The sequence below is a fragment of the Gordonia sihwensis genome, from assembly GCF_029632925.1.
In the GTDB taxonomy this organism is placed as follows: Bacteria; Actinomycetota; Actinomycetes; order Mycobacteriales; family Mycobacteriaceae; genus Gordonia; species Gordonia sihwensis.
This window is the reverse complement of the sequence record NZ_CP121248.1, coordinates 3,986,403-4,011,345: the sequence shown is the minus strand read 5'-3', so window position 1 is coordinate 4,011,345 and position 24,943 is coordinate 3,986,403. Positions and strand designations below refer to the sequence as shown.

The following is a 24,943-nucleotide window of genomic DNA, read 5'->3' as shown; positions in this document are numbered from 1 at the left end:
TCCGTCCGTGCGTTCTGGAGGGGTGGAGATTGCTGGACTTCCTGCCCGAACCGATGCGGGAGCCGACGGTGCTCGCGATCCCGTTCTTCGCGGTTCTGCTGCTGTTGGAGACCTACGCCGCGGCCAAGTTGGAGCGGGAGGACGGCGACGGCCGGCCGCCCAAGGGCTCCTATGAGCGCAGGGACGCGCGGACGTCGATCCTGATGGGGCTCGTCTCGATCGGGACGTCGGCCTTCTGGAAGTTCGTCGCTCTGTTCGGGTACAGCGCGCTGTTCGCGTACGTCGCGCCGTGGCATCTGCCGGTCGACGCCTGGTACACCTGGGTGATCGGCTTCATCGCTCTCGACTTCCTCTTCTACTGGGAGCACCGGATCGCCCACCGGGTACGCCTGGTCTGGGCCACTCACCAAGCCCACCACTCCAGCGAGTACTTCAATTTCGCGACGGCGCTCCGGCAGAAGTGGAACAACAGCATGGGTATCATCATGTGGGCGCCCCTCCCCCTGCTCGGCTTCCCGCCCGCGGTGGTCTTCGCCGTGTACTCGCTGAACCTCGTCTATCAGTTCTGGATCCACACCGAGCGGATCGACAAGATGTGGAAACCCTTCGAGTTCGTGATGAACACGCCCTCGCACCACCGAGTGCATCACGGCAGCGATCCGGAATACCTCGACCGCAATTACGGCGGCACCTTCATCGTCTGGGACCGGCTCTTCGGCTCGTTCCAGCCCGAACTCGACCGGCCGCACTACGGGCTCACCAAGCCCGTCGAGACCTACAACATCTGGACCCTGCAGACGCACGAGTACGTGAACATCGCCCGCGACGTCCGCGAGGCCCCGTCTCTGCGCGCCAAGCTCGGCTACGTCTTCGGTCCGCCCGGGTGGGCGCCGGCTCCGGAGAAGGTCTCGTCGTGAGCCGTCAGGAGACGCTGACCTTCGAGATCACGGCCTGGTAGTCGCCGCTCGGCCCCACGGGCAGAGTGGTGAGCCAGACGATGAAGTACGGCGCCGACGCCGGCTCGTCGACCTTGATCGTCGTGGACTTGGAGTCCACGGTTCCGCCGCCGACCTGCGTGGTCTGATCGAGGCTGGTCGGAGACCTCTGGTCCGACGTCCGCAGCTCCACTTGGAAGCCGGGAGTGGTGGTCGTGATCGTCACCGATCGCACGGTGTTGTCGCCGCCGGTGGCGAAGAGCAGCCCCATCCCCGACTTGAGACCGCCGAACTGCGGACTGCCACGGTAGGCGTCGGTCCGCCAGGCCGGCGGGGTGCCGGTGAGCAGGTTCTGGATGTTCGGTGCGGAGTCGGGCGGTTCGCCGGACACGTCCAGGAGCGTCACCGACTTGAGGCTCACCGCCGGAGCCGCGGGAGTGCGAGCGGGTGCCGACGTCGCCGATGCGCTCTCACTCGGCAGGATCGAGTCGATATCGGACTCGGTGTTGCCCGAGCCGCCGAAGACGTTGGTCATCGCGACCACCACGGCGACGATCAGGAAGAGCACGAACAGACCGGCGCCCGCCAGCAGCGCGGTGTTGCGGCGACCCGCCTCACCCTCGCCCAGCAGGCGTTCCTTGCGCGTCCTCGACAGCGGCGCCACGGAGACCGGAGCCTCCCGGGACTCGACGCGCGGGATCATGTCGGTCTTGAGATCGACCACGGTCGCCTGGTCCAGGACGTGCTGGACGGTGGCCGCGGTGCGGATGCCCCGGTCGCCCTCGAGAGCGCGCGAGGCGACGGCCGAGATCTCGAACGGGATCTCGGGCTTCACCGCGCGCGGTGCGATCGGACGCGACGGATGCTCGGGATCGGGCTCGGCGGGCGGAATCCCGCCGACCGGCGCGGAACCCGCTGTCGCGATCGCACCGGTGGCGGCGTCGAGCGGCCAGCGGTTGAGCAGCAGCGCGTACAGGACCGCTCCGAGACCGCGGACGTCGCCGGTCCGGTCGTCACCGGGGATGACCGCCGGGAAGGCGAGGACCGCATCACCGTCGGTGCTGACGCGGATCCGGTCCGGGTGGTCGATCGACAGAGTCGCACCGGTGCGGTGCGCTGCTTCGGCGCCCGCGGCCAGAGCCCGGACCGCGCGCGCGGCACCCATCGCCGACGGCGACGTGGCCGCGACCTCCTTGAGCGAGGAGCCGTGAATCCATTCGGTGACGATCACGCCGCCGGAAGCACTGCGGACCACGTCGAGCACCCGGGCCACGCCGGCCGAGTGGAGCTGGCCGAGCCGACGGGTGCGATTCAGAATCGCGCGGGGACCGGTGTCGTCGTCGCGGTCGCCCGGCCGGATCGGCGGCGCCTTCTGTTCGGGGTCGACGAACGTGAGGCCGACTTCGCGGTCGAGTCCGGTGTCCTTGGCGCGCCAGAACTCCAGGCCGCGGGTTCCGCCCTCCTTCTCGAGGAGGCGGTAGCGCCCACCGGCGATGGCGGCGCCCGGAACCAGGCGAGGTCCGCGCGGCGGTCCCATGATGCGGGTGGCCTCACTGGACGGACCAGTCGGCGAACCGGCGGCCGGGCCGGTCGGACGGCCGCCCTTGTTGCCGTTCTGGCCCATCGGCGGAACTCCTCGTTGACGTGGTGGCCCGTAGGGCCGAGGTCGAGGACCGGGACCTCCCACAACCGGGAGGACCATGGTCTCGCCCACCGCCCCGCCGGACAACACCGAATACTCCTGCCACGTCGCGGTGCCTCGATCGAACCGGCGACGGACGTCTACTTGACCAGCGTACGGGACCGAATCGTCCGAGGTGATCCGCGGGATCTGGATGGTCATCGTCCGCGAGTCGGAGTCGTCGGCCGACGGTGTGGGTGCAGGGGCGAGTGCCGGAATGAACCGTCCGAGGAGACGCTGCACCGTGTTGCTGATGGTGACCATCTCGGGGATCTTCAGTGCGGTCAGCAGCAGGTAGGTGACGCCCAGGACGATGATCGCGGTGAATCCGAGATAGACCACCGAGCCGATCTTGCCCGCCTGCGTCGACATCTCGTCGAGCCCGGTGAGATCGGCGACGAGCCACACCGCGAGTGCGACGGCGAGCGAGACTCCGATCGCCTGATATGTCGTGCGGGTGACGTCGGAGAGCCGGGTGATGCCGAGGCGCTTGTGCAGCAGCATCTGACCGACGATCGCGCCCACCAGATAGCCCAGACCGTTGGAGAGCGAGAGCCACCGGACGATGAGCTCGGGATCGTCGAAGATCACCGGACCGAGATACGACGACGCGACCTTGACGGCCGTGATCCCGACGACCATGAGGGTCGGGGTCCAGGCGTCCTCGCGCGCATAGAACACACGCAGCTGCACGAGGGTCATCGCGTACGGAATCAACGTGAACGCGCCCCACGACAGCACCGACCCCAGCTGAGACGCGGTATCGGCGTCGAACTTGCCGAAATTGAAGATCGCGATGCCGATGGCCGGGCCGAAGAAGGTCATGAAGGCCACCGTCGGTACCAGCGCGATCATCGTCAGTCGTGTCGCGAGGGACATGTCATCGATGACGGCGTCGGTGTCGTCGGCGGCCGCGTTGCGCGAGAGACGCGGCATGATCGCGGTCAGGATGGTGACGCCGAGGACGCCGTAAGGCAGCTGGAGCAGTTGCCAGTGGGTCGCGTACACCGAGATTCCCGACGCGGTGGCGTGGGCGGCGATCCGGTAAGTGATCACGAGCCCGACCTGCAGTACCAGGACGTACGCGACGATCGCGACGGCCATGCCCCCGAACTGCCGCAGCCGGGCGTCGATACCCCACTCGAGCTTCAGATGGACGCCGACCTTGCGGAGGAAGGGCATCAGGATCGCGGCCTGCATCACCACGCCGAGCGTGGTGCCGATGCCGAGGACGAGCAGTTTCGGCTCCGACATCCGGACCGGGTTCAGCGTCATCTCGCCCGGCATCGCCCAGTACAGCACCAGCGTGGTGATCTGAACGACGTTGTTCAGGACCGGCGCCCACGCACCGGGTTTGAACAGGCCCTTCATGTTCAGAATCGCGATGAACAGCGCCGACAGTCCGTAGAAGAGGATCTCGGGCAGCAGCAGATACGCGAGTGCGGTGGTCAGCGGCCGGTTCACCTGGCCGTCGCCGACGTTCAACAGGGTCAGCAGGGGCGCCGCGACGATCGCGATGAGACTGGCGACGCCGAGCAGCACCAGTGTCAGGGTGAAGATGCGGTTGATGAAGCCGGCGCCGCCGTCGGCGTCCTCGTTCTCGGCGCGCACCAGCACCGGGATGACGATGGCGGTCAGCACCGCGCCGAGGACCACTTCGGCGATCATGCTCGGGAGCACGTAGGCGGCCTGGAAGGCAGACGCGACCGCGCCGCCGAGCATCGCCAGGACCAGGACGGTCCTGATGAATCCGGTGATCCGGCTGATCAGTGTCGCGATGGCGATGGAGCCGCCGGTGCGCATGATGCCGACGTCGGAGTCGTCGGGCTTCACCGCCGGAGCGTCCGCTCCGCCGCCGTTCGCCGCCCCGGGGCTCACCGCCGCCGGCTCAGCCCTGGCGGCGCCCGGCCCGGCGTCGCGCGGATCTCCGGTGCGCTGGTTCGGACGATTGCTCATTCACGCTCCCCGCTGTCCCTCGGCCCACTGTCCCACGGCCCAGAGTCCCCCGCCGCGCGTTCTCCGGGCAACTCGCCGTCGAGTTGCCCATCCGCGGCCCGTTCCGCCTCAAGTCTGTCCTGATAGCTCAGCGTCGCCTGTTCCAGGTCCTCCTCGTCCGGCTCCGGCCGGTCCTCGTCGGCGGGGTCGGGCTCGCCGCGGAACCGATGCCACAGCCGGCGTGCGGTCAGCAGGATCAAGATGACGGCCGCACCGACGGTGATCCAGAACAGCGGCTTGCCGTACGCGTTCGCGTAGATCGAGAGTTCGATGGGCGTGCTCAGCGGCACGTCGCTGGAGGTGACCAGCGAGATGTGCACCGTCGCCGGTTCCGAGCTCGACGCGTGGGTGGGGATCTGGAGTTGCCGGGTTCCGGCGGCCGGGATCTCGACGGTGCCGACGTCGCCCACCTCCAGGGCGCTGGGTGCGTCGATGTCCAGCCGTACCCGGATCGGAAGCGCCAGATCGTTCCGGACCACCAGGAGCAGCGGGCTCCGCTCGGAGGCCAGGGTGTATCGGCCGCTGGGATCGAGCAGGGAGACCGCTTGCTGCATGTTGCCGAGAGTGATGCCCACCGCGGTCAGCCGATCGGTGCGCTGGCCGCGCGCCACCGCGTTATCGGTGGTCGACGCGCTCGACACCGCGCGCAGCAGGTCGTCGCGCAAGGGCGCCAGGTATTCGGCCGGCGTGGTGACGGTCTCGGCGTTTCCGACCAGGGCGGCCTGCATGTGGTCGATACGGTCCAGCCGCTGACGCACCGTCTCGGCGTCGCTCTGCGTGATCGGGTATCCCGCCGCCGCGTCGGGCGAGATGTCGCCGGGCACGTCGAGTTCGGCGGGGGTGGCGGCGGCAGGCAGCTCGTCCACCACGGTCGCGAGCGGCACCGGGCGGGCGGTGCCCGAAGACAGCATGAGCTCGGCGGTGTCGTGCAGTGCCTGTGCGTCCTGCACGGTCGGTGACCAATAGGTCGGCGGCATGATGAACGCCGACCGCCCGGTGGTCGGGAGCCTGGTCGAATCCGCTTCGGCCGACGCGGTGGGCGCCGGAGCGTCAAGCATCGGGAAGGCCAGGGCGGCGGCGGCCGCCTGCCTGCGGCTCACCGCCGACTCGCCCGAGAGGTTCGGCTGCTGCCAGTTGGGAACGATCGCAGGCACCACCGGCGTGAGCCCGGCGCCTCCGATGGCCGCGCTGATCGCGATGTCGTAGCTCTGCAGATGCGTCGCCTGGCTCCGGTAACGGCCGGACGCCGATCCCGAGGTGGGTGCGCGGTCGGCGCCGAGAGGAGTCAGCGACGTGGCTGCGATGGCCGCCGAGGTGACGCCGAGTTCGGACAGCAGATCGCGGCCGGCGTCGGTGAGCGTTCCGGTGGCGGGAATGGTGAGACCGCGCACGGTCTTGACGCCGAGGATCGCATCGACGGTGTCGTACGGATTCAGCACGGCGCGCCGCGCGAGCCCGGCGTCGTTGACGGTGCGGAGGGAGTCGAGGCCGGCCTGTGCGAAAGGCAGTGCGGTGACGCACATTCGGCTCGCGACCTGCGTGAGGCCGCGCAGCCACGACTTGGCCGCCGAGGCGCCCTGCCCGTCGTGGGTGCGGGCCTCGGGGTCTGCCGGATCGTCGGTGACGACGTAGCCGTCGGCCATTCTCGTGACTGTGAGCAGCAGGTCGGGGTCGACGGCGAGACAGGTCGAGTCGCGCACCGGGTCGTCGGGACTCGCCGCCGGTTCGGTGGTTCCGGGGCCGACGGTCGGCGGAGTGTCGGAGGACGCGGTGCCCGCGAGTTGCTCCAGCGCTTGCAACGACATCCCGAGGCGGCCGTCGGGCTGCAGGGAATGGCCCAGGGCGTCGCTCGTGAGCCGCAGCTCCGCGGTGCCGCCGCCGAGGATGCCCGCGGCTTCCTGCGGTGCGGCCGCGAGCGGCCAGATCATCGTGAACGGTGCGGGGCGGGAGGTGTTCGGCGCGATCGATCCGTCCCGGCCGAGCAGTGGAGCGCCGGGCGCACCGGTGGCCGGGTCGACGTAGTTCTGCGCGCGGGTGCGGCTGGCGGGCAGCGACAGCACCGGGAGCAGCGTGCGCGAATCCGCGATCGACACGGTGCCCGCGTCGCGCGGAGTGCCGATCACGTCGACCATCAGCGGATACACCCCGGCCTCGGTGAGATCGAGACCGGTGGGGCCGTTCACGGGGACCGAGATGGTGAAATCGGCCGACTCGCCGGTTCCCAGGGTGCCGGTGACGTGCCGCGAGGTGCTGCTCACCGAGTAGTCGGCCGAGGGTGAGGTCAGTGAGCTGCGCAGTTGGAAGGACTCGGTGAGCGCGTGACCGCGCTGCAGCCGCACGCTGACGTCGCTGATCGGTTTGCCCGCGGTGTTGACCACGCGACCGCGGACAGTCACACGATCGCCGGTGGAACTGGTGACGGTGGTCGGAGTGACCTCGGTCAGTCCGAGTGTGGCGTACGACGAGGTGGAAGCCGAATCAGCGTGCGCCACAGGCACTGCGCCGACGGTCAGGGCCAGCAGGACGGCGACCGCCGACAGCACGAACAGAAGTGACGAACGCCGCGACGGGATTCGGTCAGCTGTCACCGGATGCGGTGCGACGCGGGCGCCGCCGGCGTCGACGAGGTTTCGGCGCCGGCGGCGGCTCGTTGCGTCGCTGGTTGCGTGCGGCTGCGGCTTTCTCATAGTCGTTCGGCTCGGTGCGGAGGCAGCTGGCTTCTGACTGCGCCAACCGGTGTGGGTCGCTCTGCAGATCAGCGATCACCGATTCGGCCATCCGCGCCAGACGTCGCTCGTCAGAGTACGTCAGTCGACGGGGCAGCTCGCTCAACGGGACCCACGCCACGGCGCTGACCTCGTAGTCGGCGTCCGACAGCTCGCCGCCGGTGAATCGCAGGAGGTAGTGATGCACCGTCTTGTGGATGCGGCGACCCTCGCTGACGAACCAGTAGTCGATCTTGCCGAGCGGCGCGACGATGGTGCCTTCGATGCCGGTCTCCTCGGCGACCTCCCGGATCGCGGTCTGCTCAGCCGTCTCGCCGGTCTCGATATGCCCCTTCGGAAGCGACCACATCATGCGCCCGCGCCTGTCGATGCGGCCGATCAGCGCGGCCGACAGCTCTCCGAACGGAGCGTCGATGTCGGAGAGCACCAGGCCGCCGGCCGACGTCTCGCGGACCGTGTGCAGCCGCGGTCCGCCCTCGGCCTCGGGCTTGCGTGCGGTACGGCGCTTGGTGCGGGGCATGGCCGCGGGACTGTTGGACCCGCTGCGGCGCGCCCGGCTGGCGAGATCGGACGGCTTGGTCCGCCCGTCGTCGGCGCTCTGCTGCGACCCTGCCTTCGAAGTGAGGTTCTTCGGCGCCGCGTTCTTGGCGCCGCCGTTGCCCTTCGACCCCGCGTTTCGCGGTCCCGGTTTCGGTTTCGCCGATTCGCCGGACCCCGCTTCGGCCGCAGAGTCCGTGTTCTGCTGCTGCCCGCCTCCGCGTCCGGAACGCCTGCCGCGCCGGCGTCTGCCGCGACGATTGTGCCGGGAACGTCCGGCCTGGGTGCTTCCGCCCGCGGCCTGCGCCGCATTATCCTGAGAGCCGGAGCCGTTCGGCCCGGAGGCACCCTCGGACACCGGAGCGTCGGAATCGACGTCCGGGCGCTGCAGCGAGGGTTCAGCGGACACACCCCGATGCTAGCCGCTCGTAACCGGGTGTTAGCCGAACAGGTTGAGCGGGTCGGCAGTCGGTAGTCTGTCATCCCATGACCGACACAGCGCCACGTGGACAGATGAGCGCCGCCGAGCGCTCCGAACGGCGTACGCGACTGCTGGCGTCGGCGGCGGTGACCTTGAACTCTCTCGGCGACGTCCTGACTCCGCTGGCGGACCGGTTCGCCGAGCGCGGGCACGAGCTGTACCTCGTCGGCGGCTCGGTGCGCGACGCCGTCCTCGGCCGACTGGCGGGCGATCTCGACTTCACCACCGACGCCCGGCCCGAGACGATCGCCGAGATCCTCTCGACCTGGGGGGACGCGGTATGGGACACCGGCATCGAGTTCGGCACGGTCAGCGCCGCGTGCGGGGGCGAGACGGTGGAGATCACCACCTTCCGCTCCGACATCTACGACCAGCAGAGCCGGAACCCCGTCGTGACCTTCGGCGACACGCTCGAAGGCGATCTGGTCCGCCGGGACTTCCGCATCAACGCGATGGCGGTCCGGCTGCTCCCGGGGGGCGGTCAGGAGTTCTGTGATCCGCTCGACGGCATGGCGGATCTGCTCGCCGGCGTCATCGACACCCCGGCCGCGCCGGAGTCGTCGTTCAATGACGATCCCCTCCGAATGCTGCGCGGCGTGCGTTTCGTCTCACAGCTGGGCTTCCGGCTCTCCGACCGCGTGCGCCGCGCCATCGGTGAGATGGCCGGGCAGATCGAGCGGATCACCGCCGAGCGGATCCGGGTGGAACTCGACAAGATGATCTGCGGCGAGCATCCGATCGAGGCCGTCGACCTGCTGGTGGACACGGGTCTGGCCGAGTTGATCATTCCCGAGATCCCGGGGATGAAGCTCACCATCGACGAGCATCACCAGCACAAGGACGTCTACCAGCATTCGCTCACGGTGCTCAAGCAGGCGATCGACCTCGAGACCGGCGACCCCGACCCGGTTCTGCGCTGGGCCGCGCTGCTGCACGACATCGGCAAGCCCGCCACCCGCAGGCACGAGGAGGGCGGCGGCGTCAGCTTCCACCACCACGAGGTGGTCGGCGCCAAGATGGTCCGCAAGCGGATGCGCGCGCTCAAGTACCCGAAGGCGGTCGTCGACGACGTCTCGCAGCTGGTCTTCCTGCACCTGCGCTTCCACGGCTACGGCGACGGCAAGTGGACCGATTCGGCGGTTCGCCGGTACGTCAACGACGCCGGTCCGCTCCTCGACCGGCTCCACAAGCTGGTGCGCGCCGACTGCACCACCCGCAACAAGCGCCGCGCCCGGCGTCTGCAGGAGACGTACGACGATCTCGAGCACCGCATCGCCGTGCTGCGGGAGGCCGAGGACCTCGATCGGGTCCGACCGGACCTCGACGGCAACGCGATCATGCAGCTGCTCGGTCTCCCGCCCGGCCCGGTGGTCGGTGAGGCCTGGCGGTACCTGAAGGAGCTTCGGCTCGACAGCGGGCCGATGAGCCGCGAGGACGCGGAGGCGGCCCTGCGCGCATGGTGGGCGGACCGCAACGGCGACTGATCGGGCCCGGAGCCACAGGGTAGATTCAAGGCATGTACTGCAGCGAACTCGGTGAACAGTGGCATGCAGCGAGAGTGGAACCCTCGATCGGGCATCTCGACGCCGCCTCGGCCGGGCGTTCGTCGAATGCGGTCATCACGACTCTGCACGAACACCTGATCCGCGAGGCCAGGAACGGTTCCTACATCGCCGCCGACGAACGCGCAGAGGCCCTCGAAGCCGGCCGCCGCGCACTGGGCTCGCTGATCGGCCATCGCGCCGAGGAGATCGTCTTCCGAGACAGCGCGCGGTCGGCGCTGCGGGCGCTGCTCAACACCATGGCGCTCCCGCTCTCCCCCACGGTATGGGTCGCGAAGAATGAGTTCGGTCCCAACCTGCTGGAGTTCGAACGCCGCGACTTCGCGGTCCGCACCATGCCCGAGGGCGACGTGTACGGGCACGTCGACGTCGACTCGCTGGAGAACATGCTGCAGTTCGAGCAGCCCGACTTCATCCATGTCTGCCACATCGGTTCGGCGAGCGGACTGGTGCAGCCGGTGGCGAAGATCGTCGAGGTGGCGCACAACGCGGGCGTTCCGGTGATCGTCGACATGGCGCAGTCGGTGGGGCATGTGCCCACCGTGACCGGCGCGGATGTGGTCTACGGCACCTCGCGCAAGTGGCTCACCGGACCCCGGGGCGTCGGATTCATCGCCATCCGGCCCGACTCGCGCATCGACGTGCGACTGCTGCCGTCGGAATCGTTCATCGCCGGTCAGCTGGCACTCTCGACGGCGGTCGCCGAGTTCCTCGACATCGGACAGCAGCGTGTGTACACCGAGTTGGCCGGTATCGGACGGATCGCGCGCGAACGACTGCACGGGATCGGCAGTTGGGAGGTCATGGAGCCGGTCGACGAGCCTTCGGCACTGGTGACCCTGGCGCCGCCGCCCGGATGGCGACCGGCCGACGTGCAGGCCGCGCGCGACCGACTGCGGGAGATCGGGCTTCTGGTCACGGCGGCGGATTCCTGGCGCGCGCCCCTCGCCGGTGAAGATTCGCTGCTGCGGATCAGCCCTCACCTCGATGTGCGCCCGGAACAGCTGGATCAGCTCGCCAACGCCATCCGGACCATGGGGTACTGAGCCGCCGGACCATTCGGCCGCTCGTCACGTCTCGCCCCGAAAAGCGCGGATATGCACACATTGACCGATCGGCTGACCGATCTCGTCGACTCCGCCCCGGCATGGGCGGTCTACCTCATCGCGGGCGGGGTCGTCTATCTCGAGACGGCGGTCGCGGTGGTGGGACTGGTGGCCCCGAGCGAGGCGGTGCTCATCGCCGCGGGCGTGGTGGCGGCCGTCGGCAAGCCCGTCATCGGTGTGCTGATCGCGGTCTGCGCCGTGGCGGCCATCGCCGGCGACTCGACCGGCTACGCGGTGGGCGTGGTCACCGGCCCGCGGCTGGCCCGGACGCGGCTCGGCCGGAAGGTGGTCCGCCGCGCGATCGCCTCCGGCTATCGGGCGCCCGGGTCGGGCGACGCGGTCCTGGCGATCGCCTCGGCGCGCTGGGTGGGATACGTCCGGAGTGTGACGCCACTGCTCGCGGGGTCCCGGCGGATGAGATACACCCGATTCGCTCTCGCTTCCGCGATCGGCGGAATCAGCTGGACGATGACCGTGCTGCTGGTCTCGTACGGCGTGGGCGCCACTCTGGGCGCCGAGGTCGCATTGATCGTGGGTGTCGCCGTCGGTGTCGCGGCGTTCGGATTCCTCATCTTCCGCCGCGTCCGGGCCGGCCGGGCCGAACGTCGTCGGGGCAGCGGCGGCTAAGACATGGCTGACGACCGGAACTCGGCGGTGGGTCACCCCGCTCAGCGGTGATGCGCAACCGCACCGCGGCATCGAAAACATCGGAAACTTTAGAAAGTCTATTGACTATTCTAATTGTGACCGGGTACACATCATATGGGCGGCAGTGCGGCGTCGAGGCCCTCCTCGTCCGCCCGGCACAGCACGCCCGCGACGCACGGACGCCGCTGTGACTCACGCCGTCTCTCTTCGCCACTGATCGAAAGGAATCCGCAATGAATTGCGGTTCACATCACGAGCACGACAGCCGGCCTGTGGCCGAGAAGGCTTCGTCGAATCTCGGCCGCCGGAACTTCCTCCGCGCCGCGCTCGCAGGCGGGGCGGCGCTCACCGGGGCCGGTCTAGTCGCCGCATGCGGATCGACCCAACCGGCGGCCAGTTCGCCGACGCCGACGGCGATGCCACCGGATCTGCAGCAGTCGAAGTTGACGCTCGTTCTGCTCGGCACGAAGGCCGGACCGCCGCCGGCGACCGAGCGAGTGGGCATCTCGACGGCCCTGGTGGTGGACGGGAAGACTTACCTGATCGACTGCGGTCGCAGCTCGGTGACGCAGTACAAGAGGTCCGGACTGCACTACCGGGAAATGGCGGGAGTCTTCCTGACCCATCTGCACGCCGACCATGTCGCCGACTACTACAACTACTTCATGATGGCCGGTACCACCGGTGAGAAGAACGGAGACGTCGTCCCGACCGGTATCCCGGTCTACGGACCCGGATCCGCCGGAGGGCTTCCGGAAGCGCTGGGTGGCCGGCAGGTGACCACTGTCGCCCCGCAGAGTCCGACGCCCGGAACCCGCGAGATGACAGACAGGCTCCACGAGGCCTTCGCATACAACAGCAACGTCCTCATGCGCGATGCGGGTTTCCGTGACCCTCGCGACATCCCGGACATCCACGAGATCGCCATCCCGGCGGCAACCGGTGCGCGGTGGGACAACACTGCCCCCGACATGGCACCGTTCACCGTGATGGAAGACGATCGGGTCAAGGTGACGGCCACGCTCGTTCCACACGGCCCGGTGTTTCCCTCTTTCGCCTTCCGATTCGACACCGATCACGGCGCCGTCACGTTCTCCGGCGACACTCGACACTCGGAGAACCTCATCAGGCTGGCGAACTCGTCGGACGTTCTCGTCCACGAGGCACTCCGCATCCCGCCGGATGCCGGGCTCACCGAGGACGTGATCGATCACCACCGCAAGTCTCACGTTTTCGTGAACGAAGTCGGTCCCATCACCCAAAAGGCGAACGTGCCGTCTCTGGTCCTGTCACACATCGAAGAAACCGGGGGACGCACGATCGACCCCAAGGTATGGACCGAGGAAGCCCAACGCGGATACGACGGCCGGGTCACCGTCGGCGAGGACATGATGGTCGTCCCGGTGGCGAAGCGGTGACCGGCGACCTGTCCTAGTTCTCCTCGGGATGGCGAGGGTAGGTGGACAGCAGTGGCAGGGGCCACGGCTGCCGGGCGAGCACTCGCTGCCATACGTCGACGGAGGGTTCGGCCAGCAGATCGGTGGGCAGGCCCTGGGCGACGATCCAGCTGCCCTCCGCCAGTTCCTCGTCGAGCTGACCGGCGTCCCAGCCGGCGTAGCCGGCGAAGATCCGGACGCCGGTGAGCACCTGTGCAAGTTCGTCCGGGTCGGCGTCGAGGTCGACCATCGCCACCGGACCGAGCACCTGGTGCAGACGCGGCTGCTTGCTGACGTCGACGCCGGTCTTCGCCACTCCGAGGCAGAGCGCCGACGAGGTCGCCACGGGACCGCCGACGAAGACCGCGCGAGGGCTGGCGGCGAGCTCGGTCCACGCGGGCAGCACGTTGTACACCGCGGCGTCCGACATCCTGTTCAGAACCACGCCGAGAGTGCCCTGCTCATCGTGTTCGATCACGTAGATCACCGTGCGGGCGAACGTCGGCCCGGTGAGAGCGGTGGACGCTATCAGCAGGCTTCCCGCACTCACCTCGGGTTGATCGGTCAGATAGTCGGCGCCGGACACACCTCAATAATGACACTCAGCGCCCGGTGACGCCGCCACCCCGGCTCAAGATGAGCCGTAAACTCGACTGGTGAAGAGTTTGCAGTCGGTAACGCATGCCCCGGGGCTGTTCCGGCTGTTCGCGGTCCGTCTGCTGAGTCAGCTGAGCGACGGCGCTTTCCAAGCCGCGCTGGCCTTCTCGATCCTCTTCAACCCCGACAGGCACACCGATCCGATGGCGATCGCCAGCGGCTTCGCCGTGCTGCTGCTCCCCTACTCGCTCCTCGGTCCCTTCGCCGGCGCCCTGCTCGACCACTGGGATCGTCGACGCGTGCTCGTCTTCGTCAACCTGCTGCGGGCCGCGGCTGTGGTCGTGGTGGCGATCACCATGAGCACCGACACCGCCGAACCCGTCGTCCTGCTGTCGGCGCTGCTGGTGACCGGTTGCAGCCGGCTGGTGGCGTCGGGCCTGTCGGCGAGCCTGCCGCACGTGGCGCCGCCGCAACTGATCGTGGAGACGAATGCGGTGTTCACGACGGTGGGCGCCGCGATGCTCGCGGCCGGAGCGGGTGTCTCCGGTGCGCTGCGGATGATCTTCGGGGCCGACAACGGCGGTTCGGGCGCCACCCTGCTCGCGGGAGCGGTCTTCGCCGTGTGCTCGGCGCTGCTGGCCACCCGGTTCGCGGTGCGTCAATTGGGACCGGACCATCCAGACGGAGTCGGTCACACGGCGGCGTATTCGGTGGTCCGGGGGCTCTCGCACGGACTCGGCGCCGTGGTGCGCACGCCGAGTGTCGCCATCGTGCTGAGCGCGATCGGGACGCACCGGCTGGTGTTCGGGCTGAACACGCTGATGTTCCTCATGCTGGTGCGGAACACCGAACTCGGAGACGCTCTGGGCGCCGACGTTCGGGCCATCGCCATGATCGGCGCCTTCGTCGCTGTCGGAGCGCTGATCGCGGCCGGGACGACGCCGGTGTCGGTCCGGCGCGCCGGGCGTCGGGGCACAGTGGTCTGGGCCCTGCTGATCGGGGCGTTCGCGGAACTGATGCTGCTCTCGGTCCGTCCGGTCCCGGTGCTGATCGCGGCGCTGCTGGTCGGTCTCGCCGGACAGACGATCAAGCTCTGCGGCGACGTCGCGATGCAATGCGACATCGACGACTCTTATCGCGGGCAGGTGTTCGCGGTGCAGGACGCGCTGTTCAACACGGCCTTCGTGGCGGCGATCTTCGTGGCCGCACTCGTCATTCCGCCCACCGGCTTCAGTGTGCCGCTGATCTTCGCGGGTGCGGCGCTGTACGCCGTCGCCGCCGCCGGCGTCTGGCGGTCCGGTCAGCGGGCCGAGGGATCGGCTCGGCCCGTACTGCTGTCGGAGCCGGTGGCACGGTAGCCGACGCGCCGGTAGGCATCGGCGAAACCGTCGCCGTCGCCGTCGAGCAGGACGGTGTCGGGTCTGCCGTCGCCGTCGGTGTCGAGCGGTGTCTCGGCGGGAGGCCGGGCGGAGACGGCGCCGGTATCGGGCGGCGGGTCCGCGGCCGTCTCCCACAGTCCCCCGCCGCCGTCGGCGTAGAAGCTCTCGCGGACGCCGTCGTCGTCCAGATCGAGGGCTGCCAAGTCGGCGACGCCGTCTCCGTCGGTATCCCACATCGCATCATCGCTACGACCGTCGCCGTCGAAGTCGAGAGCGACGGCATCGAGCCGGCCGTCACCGTCGAGGTCGAGGTCGGGCGCGGTCCACCAGTGTGTCGGCGGTGCGTGTCCGGTGCCGAAGTAGTACTCGATGGCGGTGTCCATACCGATTGGACGCACCGGCGGCGACGCCGGTTCCGGGACACGCCGCCTCAGGCCTCGGTGACCGCCAGTGCCTGCTTCTCGTAACGGCTGGCCAGCATCGAGCACAGGATCAGCTGGATCTGATGGAAGATCATCAGCGGCAGCACGATGAAGCCGACGGCGCTTCCGGCGAACATCACCGATGCGAGCGGAAGTCCCGTCGCCAGTGACTTCTTGGTCCCGCAGAACTGGATCGCGATCGTGTCCTCACGGGAGAAGCCGAGACGCTTGGGCAACCAGCCGGTCAGAGCCAGCATGGCGATCACGAACACCAGCGACAGCAGGCAGACCGCGATCACGTCCCAGACGCTCACGATCGACCACATCCCCGAGACCACACCCTCGCTGAAGGCGACGTAGACCACCACCACGATGGAACTGCGGTCCACGTACTTCGTCGGTGCCGCGTATTTCGTCAGGAATCCGGCCACCAACGGCCGGCACAGCTGACCGGCGATGAAGGGGACCAGGATCTCGAGCACGATCTTGGTGACCGACGCCGCGGTGATGTGGACGCCGGCCTCCGAACTCATCAGCAGTACCACCAGCAGCGGCGTCACGAAGACGCCGAGGAGGTTGGAGGCCGAGGCGCTCACGATCGCGCCGGCGACGTTGCCCCGGGCGATGGAGGTGAAGGCGATCGACGACTGCACGGTCGAAGGCACCAGGGTCAGGTACAGCACGCCGTGTGCGAGCTGATCGCCGATGACCGGTGTCAGCGCGGGCAGCAGAACGAGCCCGATGATCGGGAACAGGACGAAGGTGAAGCTCAGAATCGTCAGGTGAAGGCGCCAGTGGGTGAGACCGTCGAGGGCCTCCCGCGGATGCAACCGGGCGCCGTAGAGGAAGAACAGCAGTCCGATCAGAATGGTGACGACCCAGTCCATGACGTCGGCGAAGGCGCCCCGCGCCGGGAAGACCGCGGCGACGATCACCGCGAGCAGTATCGACAGGACGAAACCGTCGATCGGGGAACGATCGAGAAGTCTGCGCATCGAGCTACCCGGCGTTGTGCGGGTTGTCCTCCGACAGGCACATGCCGCTCAGTGCGCACGTACCGCAGCTCGATTCGCCGCAGTCCGCGGCCGCCGCGTCGTCGCCCGCGGTCTCCGAGCAGCCTCCCGCCGTCGTATCGGCGGCGCCGGAACAGCAGCCGCACCCGCCCGCGTCGGGCACCGGCACGCTCTGCGCGGCCTGGATGGCCATGCCCCCGACCGCCGAGATCACCCCGACCGCGACCACGATGCCGAACACCGCGAACAGCAGGCCCCAGCCGCCGAAGGCGAGTCCGAGACCGCCGGTGACGGCGAGGATCAGAGCAGCCCCGAGGAAGCCGGGCGCCGCGACCTTGTTGGCGACGGCGAAGGTCTCCTCCGACCGCAGCGTCTCCGGAGAACGCACACCGAGCCAGCGGTTGCGGCGGAGCGCACCGGTCAGGCCGGCGACGCCGACTCCGAGCCATCCGGCCGCAAGCACCAGCGCGAGAACTGAGACGACGGTGGACGCGATAGACACACGGTCACTGTACGACGGGCTCGTCGTCCGGGCGAAATGGATAACGGCGAGCGGGCCGCAGCGGGTTCACCTCGCGGTGGGCACTGGTCGCTTTTGGGCACCGGGACGCGAGGATTTACGCTGGTCGGGTGACTTCTGCTGATTCGACGAATCGTCCGGCCGACAGCGCCGCCCACCGGTACACCGCGCAGACCGCCGGCGAGATCGAGGCGCGCTGGCAGGAGTTCTGGACGCGGAACCAGACCTTCGCCGCCCCGAACCCGGTCGGCCCGCTGGCGGGCGACTTCTCGCACTTCTCCGGCGACTCCCCCGATGCCGAGGACAAGCTGTTCGTTCAGGACATGTTCCCGTACCCGTCGGGCGCCGGTCTGCACGTCGGCCATCCGCTCGGCTTCATCGCCAGCGACGTCTTCGCCCGCTACCAGCGGATGACCGGCAAGAACGTCCTGCACACCATGGGCTTCGACTCGTTCGGCCTGCCGGCCGAGCAGTACGCCGTCCAGACGGGCACTCATCCGCGCACCACCACCGAGGCGAACATCGAGCGGTACCTGCAGCAGATCCGCCGCCTCGGTCTCGGGCACGACGAGCGCCGCCGCGTCGCCACCACCGACATCGACTTCTACCGGTGGACGCAGTGGATCTTCCTGCAGATCTACAACGCCTGGTTCGATCCGGAGGCGAAGAAGGCGCGTCACATCTCGGAGCTGATCGAGGAGTTCGAGAACGGTTCGCGCGAGCTCGAGGACGGACGCGACTGGGTGGCGCTCAGCGCCGCCGAGCGTCGCGAGGTGCTCGACGAGTACCGCCTGGTGTACCTCAGTGACTCACTGGTGAACTGGTGCCCCGGCCTGGGCACGGTGCTCGCGAACGAAGAGGTCACCGCCGACGGTCGCAGCGAACGCGGCAACTTCCCGGTGTTCCGGAAGAACCTGCGTCAGTGGATGATGCGGATCACCGCATACTCCGACCGCCTGCTCGACGACCTCGAGCTGCTGGACTGGCCGGAGAAGGTCAAGACGATGCAGCGGAACTGGATCGGCCGCTCGCGCGGTGCGCAGGTTCAGTTCCCGGTCCCGGGGACGGACGCCTCGATCGAGGTCTTCACCACCCGGCCCGACACCCTCTTCGGTGCCAGCTACATGGTCCTGGCGCCCGAACACGAGCTGGTCGACGAGATCGTCGCCGACCAGTGGCCCGACGAGGTGGACGAGCGATGGACCGGCGGCGCGGCAACGCCCGCCGAGGCCGTCGCGGCCTACCGCGCGTCGATCGCCGCCAAGAGCGATCTGGAGCGTCAGGAGAACAAGGAGAAGACCGGCGTCTTCACCGGTGCGTTCGCGACCAACCCCGTCAACGGTCGTCCGGTGCCGGTCTTCATCGCCGACTACGTGCTCATCGGGTACGGAACCGGCGCCATCATGGCCGTTCCGGCGCACGACACCCGCGACTACGAGTTCGCGCGCACCTTCGGGCTGCCGCTGCTCGAGGTGATCGGTTCGGATCAGGGCATCGAGGAGTCGGCGTTCACCGGCGACGGTCCGCTGATCAACTCCGGCTTCCTCGACGGGCTCGGTGTGGACGAGGCCAAGGCCGCGATGATCGAGCGGCTGGAGGCCGACGGCACCGGCACCGGCACCGTGCAGTACAAACTGCGCGACTGGCTGTTCGCCCGGCAGCGGTACTGGGGCGAGCCCTTCCCGATCGTGTACGACGCCCAGGGCGCCCCGCACGCGCTGCCCGAGTCGATGCTGCCGATCGCGCTGCCGGAGGTGGCCGACTACCAGCCCGTCTCCTTCGATCCCGACGATGCGGACAGCGAGCCGTCTCCCCCGCTGTCCAAGGCCACCGACTGGGTCACCGTGGAACTCGATCTCGGCAACGGTCTGCAGACCTACACCCGAGACACCAACGTGATGCCGCAGTGGGCGGGCAGCTCGTGGTACCAGCTGCGCTACATCGACCCGACCAACGACGAGACCCTGTGCGCCAAGGAGAACGAGGCGTACTGGATGGGTCCGCGACCGGCGATCCACGGGCCGGACGATCCCGGCGGCCTCGACCTGTACATCGGCGGCGTCGAGCACGCGGTCCTGCACCTGCTGTACTCGCGCTTCTGGCACAAGGTCCTGTTCGACCTCGGCTACGTCACCAGCAGCGAGCCCTACCGCCGGCTGTTCAACCAGGGCATGATCCAGGCCTACGCGTACACCGATTCGCGCGGCGTCTACGTTCCGGCGGAGGAGGTCTCCGAGCGGGACGGCAAGTACTTCTACCAGGGCCAGGAGGTCACGCAGGAGTACGGGAAGATGGGCAAGTCGCTCAAGAACTCCGTCGCTCCCGACGACATCTGCCGTGACTACGGCGCCGACACCCTGCGCGTCTACGAGATGTCGATGGGCCCGCTGGACCAGTCGCGCCCGTGGGCCACCAAGGACGTGGTCGGTGCGCAGCGCTTCCTGCAGCGCGTCTGGCGCCTGGTGGTGGACGAGGAGACCGGCGGAGTCCGCGTCGTCGACGAGGCGCCGTCCGACGAGGCCAACAAGGCGCTGCACCGGACGATCGAGGGCGTGCGCGACGACTTCGCGAACCTGCGGACCAACACCGCCGGTGCGAAGCTGATCGAGCTGACCAACTTCCTCACCAAGAACTACCCCGGCGGCGCGCCGCGGGAGACGGTGGAGTCGCTGGTCCTGATGCTCGCTCCCCTCGCTCCCCATCTCGCCGAGGAACTGTGGAGCCGCTTGGGCCACGACGGTTCGCTGGCGCGGGGACCCTTCCCCGAGGTCGACGAGCAGTGGCTGGTGGAGGAGAGCATCGAGATCCCGGTGCAGGTCAAGGGCAAGGTCCGCAGCCGTATCCAGGTGGCCGCGGACGCCGACGAGCCGACGGTCGTCGGCACCGCGCTGGCCGACCCGAAGATCGCCGCGCTGCTCGACGGCGAGCCGCGCAAGGTGATCTATGTGCCCGGCAAGATGGTGAACGTGGTTCCCTGACCGCGCTCGACGGTCACACCGAGATGCGCTTGGACTCCCCCACGCCGAACATGCCGTCGACCCTCAGCGTCGCATGCTGCGCGTGGATGGTGCCCTCGTACCAGCCGTACGGCGCGTAGTACTCGGCGAGGATCTTGCGCGGTCCGACGTGCATCGTCGACTGCACGGTGGGTGTGAACGTCACGTCCACCGCGCCCCCCGAGTCGCGGATGTACCAGGTGCCCCATGGGCCGTCGGGGCGGTCGACGGTGACCGCGGGCAGGCGGTGCACCTGATCGCCGATCCAGATGGCGTTCTCGTTGTAGACACCCGGATTGCGGACCTGATTGTCGGTGAGATTGAAGCCCTCGACCACGCCGGCGGGCGTGCGCCGGACACCGGTGACCCAGTCGTACTTCATCGGCCGGGGGTAGTCGCCGTGGTGGTCGTCGAGGATCAGGAAGCCGCGACCGTCGGCGAGACCCACGTCGGCTCCGCCGATCAGCAGCGAGCCCGACGCGGGCATCATCGCCTTGTGCGAGTACAGGGCCCGGTTCTCGTCGAAGGGATGCACGATCACCAGATGACCGGCCGCACCGGGCTCGCAGTCGCCCGTGATGTGCAGGTCGAGTTCGGGTGTCAGCGCGGTGCCGCGGTGCGTCGCGTCGACGGTGACCCGGCCGCCTGGGAGCTGGTTGCCGATCTCGATCTCAAGTCCCGCGAACTCCCCCTCGGAGACGGTGCCGTCGAGACCCCGCGCGACAGTCAGCAGCGGCGACGGGAGTTTGGTCTCCCAGCGCCGGATGGTCGCCGCGTGCTTGTCCACCACCAGGACCTGGAGCAGACCGAGGGTCTTCGCGTTGTAGACCGCACCCAGGACGAAGAGGTCGTCGTCCCCCAGTTGAAAGGCCTCCCACTCCTTCAACCCGAGGTTGCGCACGGCGCGCCGGGTGCCGGCGCGCGGACCGGAGCCGGCGGCGTCGAGCGGGTTGATGTCGGCGATCGGGCCGTCGTAGGTGCCGAAGTTGTAGCGGCCGCGGGTCACCAGGGACGCGGGCGGCTCGGTGGCGACGGGCGGAAACAGTGTCATGGTCACCGATGATCGCGCAGTCGCCGATTCGTCGCAAAAGCCGCGACCCGATGACGCGGTCGAGGCGTCAGTCGCGCTCCCGCAGTCGTTCGATGTTCGCCATGGTGATGCTCAGATTCGACAGCGCCAGCATGGCCCGATACTGCGGCGTGTGCGGTCGGCACGGAACCCGACGGACGGCGTCGAAGGTCTCGGACGCCTCGCTCTTGGCCGGATTGTCGCGTCTGCGGTGCAGCAACGAGCGGCATGCGGCGTCCGACTGGGCGACCACTGCGTCGATGCCGCGCCGCACCGCGTCGGCGGCGTCGCCGTGGAAGGCCGCGGTACCGCCCTCCTTTCCGAGGATCACCGATTCCTGGGCCAGCCGGTCGGCGTGAACACCGGCGTTCTTGAGCAGCGCGGTGGCCGATCGGCGGAGGGTGCGGCGTTGACCGCCTGCGAAGGAGACCGCCATCGACGAGACGAAGGTCTCCAGTTCGCGGTGATCGGTGTCGAGCCGATGCGCCGCGTCGAGCACCGCCGTGGTCGGCCCGTGGCCGATGAGGACGTCGCCGGATCGGGTGAGGACCTCCTCGAGCGAGGCGAAGTACGCGCGGATGCGGGTGATCAGCTCGGGACGGGAACTGCTGGAGAAGATCAGGAAGGCGCACGCGACGCCGATCACCGCTCCGGTGAGGGTCTCCTCGAGCCGCAGTTCGAGGATGTGCCGGTTGAGGATCCCGAGGAGGCCGTACATGGACGACAGCAGGACGGTGACGAAGAAGGCCATCACCGCGTAGTTGAGGGGCCCGAGGTACACCATGCAGAAGACGCTGACCGCGCACAGCAGCATGAGGGGCAGCTCCGCGCCGTCGATCGCGATGCCGAAGCCGAAGCCGACGAAGACTCCGCAGACGGTGCCGATTACTCGGCGATAGGCCCTGGTCAGGATCGCGGCGCGGGTGTTGACGCCCACGAACACCAGAAACGCCGTCAGCACCGACCAGTACCAGCGTGATGCCGAGATGGCCTCGCCGGCGACGGTGGCGAGGGTGGCCGCGAGCATCACCTGCACGGCCATCCGCGTGGTCGGAGTCCACTCGTGCCAGAAACGATGCGGACCGCCTCCGGCGTCGGGGGCCTCAGCGATCTCGGCATCGCGCGCGACCGCCGGTTCGGCGTCCGTCGGCTCGTCGCTCGAGACGTCCGTGTCGGGTTCGGCAGTCGCCGCCGGATGCGGTGACTCGAGCGCCTCGCGCAGAGCGACCTGCGATTCGACCGCGCGGGCGAGGAGCGCGACCGCGAATCGCCCGGGGACGTCGGGATCGAGGGCCTCCAGCGTCCGGCGCGCGCGGGCGGACGCGGCCGACCGCTCAGATGCCGGCAGGTCCGTGTCCAGCACGCGATGCATGGCGTCCAGCAGTGCGGTCAGTTCCCGGTCGGCGTTCGGCTCTGGGACCTGCGCCAGATGCAGACATGCCTGCACCAGATCGGTGCGGGCGTCGAAGACCAGCCGGGCCAGTTCGTGTGCTGTCAATCCGGTGCGGGCGGCGGTGTCGTATTGGCTCTGCCAGTCGGTGATCGCCATGGCGACGTCGCCGAGGCGGTCGAGCCGGGCCTGCAGTGTCGCGCGGGGCCCGCCGACGGAGCCTTCCGCCGCGCGCACGGCCGCGTCCCCGGCGCCGCGGAACTGGCGCATCAGCAGTCGCAGCGACCGGTCTGGTGCGTGCAGCAGCATGGTCGACTTGACGATCAGACTCGCCGCCACAGCGCCGACGCCGATGAGCAGCAGCGGGCCGAGATCGTCGACCGTCGGCCGCAGGAACAACGCGAAGAAGCTGGAGAAGAACGCGATCATTCCCACCGCCGACCAGCGCGGACCGAAGCGTCGCATCCAGGTGGCGACGCCGCCGATCACGACGAAGGCGGCGATCTCGACGTACCTGTTGTGTGCGAGCAATGTGGTGCCGGCGAGGCCGCCGACCACGGGAATCACCAACAGGGCCGTGGTGACGAGCCGGGCCGGCGCGGTGGCGTCGCGCACGCTCAGACCCGCTTGCATCGCGAGAAACGCTCCGACCGCCAGGTAGCCGCCGTCCGCGTGGGTCGCGTTCACGATCAGCCAGGCGCACCCGGTGCTGATCAGCACAGCCACCGCTACCCCGCTCGCGTTGAGCAGCCGGGTACGGCCGGGATCGGTCCCGGCGAGTGCACGCACGGGATTCGCCGTGAATCGGACCATTTCACGATTGTGCCGAAACGGGGAGACTGCAGACGCTTGGCAACGAACTTACTCAGTAGTAAGGTAGCGCCATGGCTATCAACCTTGAGCTCCCGGAGAAGCTGAACTCCACGGTCGAGCGCGCCCGTCTCGCTGCCGAGCACATCTTCCGGCCGATCTCCCGCAAGTACGACAAGGCTGAGCACGAGTACCCCGTCGAACTCGACGAGCTCGGGAAGATCGCCAAACAGGCCCGCGGGGGCGATAAGGACGCCGACAAGGCGGACGAGTCCGCGGAGGAGACCGTCAACGGCGCCAACCTCCGGTCAGTGCTCAACGCCCGCGAACTCGGTTGGGGCGACGTCGGTCTGATGCTGTCGATTCCGTACCAGGGCCTCGGAAACGCGGCGATCGCCGCGGTGGCGAACGACGAGCAGCTCGAGCGGTTCGCCGATGTCTGGGCCGCCATGGCCATCACCGAGCCGGGCTTCGGATCGGATTCGGCCGCCGTCTCCACCACCGCCGTCCTGGACGGCGACGAGTACGTGATCAACGGCGAGAAGATCTTCGTGACCGCCGGAAGCCGCGCCGACCACGTCGTGGTGTGGGCGACGCTCGACAAGAGCGTCGGCCGCGCCGCCATCAAGAGCTTCGTGGTGCCGATGAACGCCGACGGCGTCACCGTCGCGCGGCTCGAGCACAAGCTCGGCATCAGGTCGTCCGATACCGCGGTGGTCCGGTTCGAGGACGTTCGAGTGCCGGCCGAGAACCTGCTCGGCACGCCGGAGATCCAGGTGAAGACGGGTTTCGGTGGCGTCATGCAGACGTTCGACAACACCAGGCCGGTGGTGGCCGCGATGGCCGTCGGCCTCGGGCGGGCCGCTCTCGAGGAGTTGCGCCGGATGCTCGAAGAGTCCGGTCACGAGGTCGACTACGACCGTCCGGTCGCCGCTCAGCACGCCGCCGTCGCCGAGTTCATCCGGCTCGAGTCCGACTGGGAGTCGTCGTGGATGCTCACGCTGCGCGCGGCGTGGATGGCCGACAATAAGCAGCCCAACTCCACCGAGGCGTCGATGTCGAAGGCGAAGGCCGGCCGCACCGTCACCGAACTCACCAACAAGGCCGTCGAGATCGGTGCCACGGCGGCGTTCTCCGAGACCGAACTGCTCGAGAAGTGGGCTCGCGACTCCAAGATCCTCGACATCTTCGAGGGCACACAGCAGATTCAGCAGCTGATCATCGCCCGTCGGGTGCTCGGAAAGACCAGTGCCGAGCTGAAGTAGACCTGTTACGGCTGTGCCCCGGGCTAACCGTCCACCGCGCGCGGCATGTACATGATCACGGCGACGCCCACGAGGCAGATGAGCGCGCCGATGACGTCCCAGCGGTCGGGCCGGTAGCCGTCGGCGACCATCCCCCACAGCAGGGAGCCCGCGATGAAGACGCCGCCGTAGGCTGCGAGGATGCGGCCGAACTCGGCGTCGGGCTGCAATGTGGCGACGAATCCGTACACGCCGAGTGCGGCGACTCCGGCACCGATCCACAGCCAACCGCGGTGTTCGCGCACGCCCTGCCATACGAGCCAGGCCCCGCCGATCTCGGCGACGGCCGCTAGCGCGAACAGAATGAGCGAACGGGCGACGGTCATGGCAGTCGAT

Annotated in this window: 18 protein-coding genes; 8 read left to right on the top strand and 10 right to left on the bottom strand. The window is 68.7% G+C overall.

Annotated elements, in window-relative coordinates:
* Positions 1 to 29 precede the first annotated feature (29 nt).
* Positions 30 to 917: a sterol desaturase family protein gene (locus P5P27_RS19075; protein ID WP_006896751.1), complete on the top strand. Its 888-nt coding sequence runs from the start codon at positions 30 to 32 to the stop codon at positions 915 to 917.
* Positions 918 to 921: 4 nt separating this feature from the next.
* Here the strand turns inward: P5P27_RS19075 and murJ are convergent, their stop codons facing one another.
* The 3 genes from murJ to P5P27_RS19060 are packed head-to-tail and all read right to left on the bottom strand — an operon-like array spanning position 922 to position 8,283.
* The gene (murJ, locus tag P5P27_RS19070; RefSeq protein ID WP_278125566.1) at positions 922 to 4,572 is read right to left on the bottom strand and encodes a murein biosynthesis integral membrane protein MurJ; all 3,651 of its coding nucleotides are present in this window, start codon (positions 4,570 to 4,572) and stop codon (positions 922 to 924) included.
* Positions 4,569 to 7,154, bottom strand: a complete 2,586-nt coding sequence (locus P5P27_RS19065) for a DUF6049 family protein (RefSeq protein WP_062367476.1) — start codon at positions 7,152 to 7,154, stop codon at positions 4,569 to 4,571. Before P5P27_RS19065 ends, murJ begins: the two co-directional genes overlap by 4 nt.
* A gap of 34 nt (positions 7,155 to 7,188) precedes the next feature.
* Positions 7,189 to 8,283, bottom strand: a complete 1,095-nt coding sequence (locus tag P5P27_RS19060) for an NUDIX hydrolase (RefSeq protein ID WP_006896748.1) — start codon at positions 8,281 to 8,283, stop codon at positions 7,189 to 7,191.
* Between the two features lie 104 nt (positions 8,284 to 8,387).
* On the opposite strand from P5P27_RS19060, the gene P5P27_RS19055 reads away from it, so the two are divergent.
* The 4 genes from P5P27_RS19055 to P5P27_RS19040 all read left to right on the top strand — a co-directional run bounded on the left by P5P27_RS19055 (position 8,388) and on the right by P5P27_RS19040 (position 13,089).
* Entirely contained in the window at positions 8,388 to 9,839 is a 1,452-nt protein-coding gene (locus P5P27_RS19055) for a CCA tRNA nucleotidyltransferase (protein WP_423201261.1), read from the top strand.
* Positions 9,840 to 9,871: 32 nt separating this feature from the next.
* Complete coding sequence (locus tag P5P27_RS19050) at positions 9,872 to 10,963, top strand: aminotransferase class V-fold PLP-dependent enzyme (protein WP_006896746.1); 1,092 nt, start codon at positions 9,872 to 9,874, stop codon at positions 10,961 to 10,963.
* A gap of 51 nt (positions 10,964 to 11,014) precedes the next feature.
* On the top strand, positions 11,015 to 11,650 hold the full coding sequence (locus P5P27_RS19045) for a DedA family protein (protein WP_222110775.1): 636 nt from the start codon (positions 11,015 to 11,017) through the stop codon (positions 11,648 to 11,650).
* Positions 11,651 to 11,904: 254 nt separating this feature from the next.
* On the top strand, positions 11,905 to 13,089 hold the full coding sequence (locus P5P27_RS19040) for an MBL fold metallo-hydrolase (RefSeq protein WP_278125558.1): 1,185 nt from the start codon (positions 11,905 to 11,907) through the stop codon (positions 13,087 to 13,089).
* Positions 13,090 to 13,102: 13 nt separating this feature from the next.
* On the opposite strand, the gene P5P27_RS19035 is transcribed toward P5P27_RS19040, so the two are convergent.
* Positions 13,103 to 13,693: a YqgE/AlgH family protein gene (locus P5P27_RS19035; RefSeq protein WP_045537089.1), complete on the bottom strand. Its 591-nt coding sequence runs from the start codon at positions 13,691 to 13,693 to the stop codon at positions 13,103 to 13,105.
* A gap of 70 nt (positions 13,694 to 13,763) precedes the next feature.
* Here P5P27_RS19035 and P5P27_RS19030 point away from each other — a divergent pair, with 70 nt between their 5' ends.
* The gene (locus P5P27_RS19030; protein WP_278125555.1) at positions 13,764 to 15,062 is read left to right on the top strand and encodes an MFS transporter; all 1,299 of its coding nucleotides are present in this window, start codon (positions 13,764 to 13,766) and stop codon (positions 15,060 to 15,062) included.
* Here P5P27_RS19030 and P5P27_RS19025 read toward each other — a convergent pair.
* From P5P27_RS19025 to P5P27_RS19015, 3 genes are read right to left on the bottom strand one after another with little or no spacing between them, the layout of a single operon-like run.
* Positions 15,005 to 15,466, bottom strand: coding sequence for a hypothetical protein (locus tag P5P27_RS19025; RefSeq protein ID WP_278125553.1), 462 nt, complete (start codon positions 15,464 to 15,466; stop codon positions 15,005 to 15,007). The two genes, P5P27_RS19030 and P5P27_RS19025, sit on opposite strands and share 58 nt — an antisense overlap.
* Before the next feature lie 47 nt (positions 15,467 to 15,513).
* On the bottom strand, positions 15,514 to 16,500 hold the full coding sequence (locus P5P27_RS19020) for a bile acid:sodium symporter family protein (protein ID WP_278125552.1): 987 nt from the start codon (positions 16,498 to 16,500) through the stop codon (positions 15,514 to 15,516).
* 4 nt (positions 16,501 to 16,504) lie between these two features.
* Positions 16,505 to 17,020, bottom strand: a complete 516-nt coding sequence (locus tag P5P27_RS19015) for an SdpI family protein (protein ID WP_278125550.1) — start codon at positions 17,018 to 17,020, stop codon at positions 16,505 to 16,507.
* Positions 17,021 to 17,148: 128 nt separating this feature from the next.
* On the opposite strand from P5P27_RS19015, the gene leuS reads away from it, so the two are divergent.
* Positions 17,149 to 20,016, top strand: coding sequence for a leucine--tRNA ligase (leuS, locus tag P5P27_RS19010; protein ID WP_278125548.1), 2,868 nt, complete (start codon positions 17,149 to 17,151; stop codon positions 20,014 to 20,016).
* A 13-nt stretch (positions 20,017 to 20,029) separates the two neighbouring features.
* Here the strand turns inward: leuS and P5P27_RS19005 are convergent, their stop codons facing one another.
* Both P5P27_RS19005 and P5P27_RS19000 read right to left on the bottom strand, forming a co-directional pair.
* On the bottom strand, positions 20,030 to 21,085 hold the full coding sequence (locus P5P27_RS19005) for a DUF2804 family protein (RefSeq protein ID WP_278125547.1): 1,056 nt from the start codon (positions 21,083 to 21,085) through the stop codon (positions 20,030 to 20,032).
* Between the two features lie 67 nt (positions 21,086 to 21,152).
* Positions 21,153 to 23,306: an FUSC family protein gene (locus tag P5P27_RS19000; protein ID WP_278125545.1), complete on the bottom strand. Its 2,154-nt coding sequence runs from the start codon at positions 23,304 to 23,306 to the stop codon at positions 21,153 to 21,155.
* A 71-nt stretch (positions 23,307 to 23,377) separates the two neighbouring features.
* Between P5P27_RS19000 and P5P27_RS18995 the strand changes: the two genes are divergently transcribed.
* Positions 23,378 to 24,568 carry an acyl-CoA dehydrogenase family protein gene (locus tag P5P27_RS18995; RefSeq protein ID WP_278125543.1) on the top strand — a complete coding sequence of 397 codons (1,191 nt, stop codon included), beginning with the start codon at positions 23,378 to 23,380 and terminating at the stop codon, positions 24,566 to 24,568.
* 23 nt (positions 24,569 to 24,591) lie between these two features.
* Here P5P27_RS18995 and P5P27_RS18990 read toward each other — a convergent pair whose 3' ends face one another.
* The gene (locus tag P5P27_RS18990) at positions 24,592 to 24,933 is read right to left on the bottom strand and encodes a YnfA family protein (RefSeq protein ID WP_006896734.1); all 342 of its coding nucleotides are present in this window, start codon (positions 24,931 to 24,933) and stop codon (positions 24,592 to 24,594) included.
* Positions 24,934 to 24,943 lie beyond the last annotated feature (10 nt).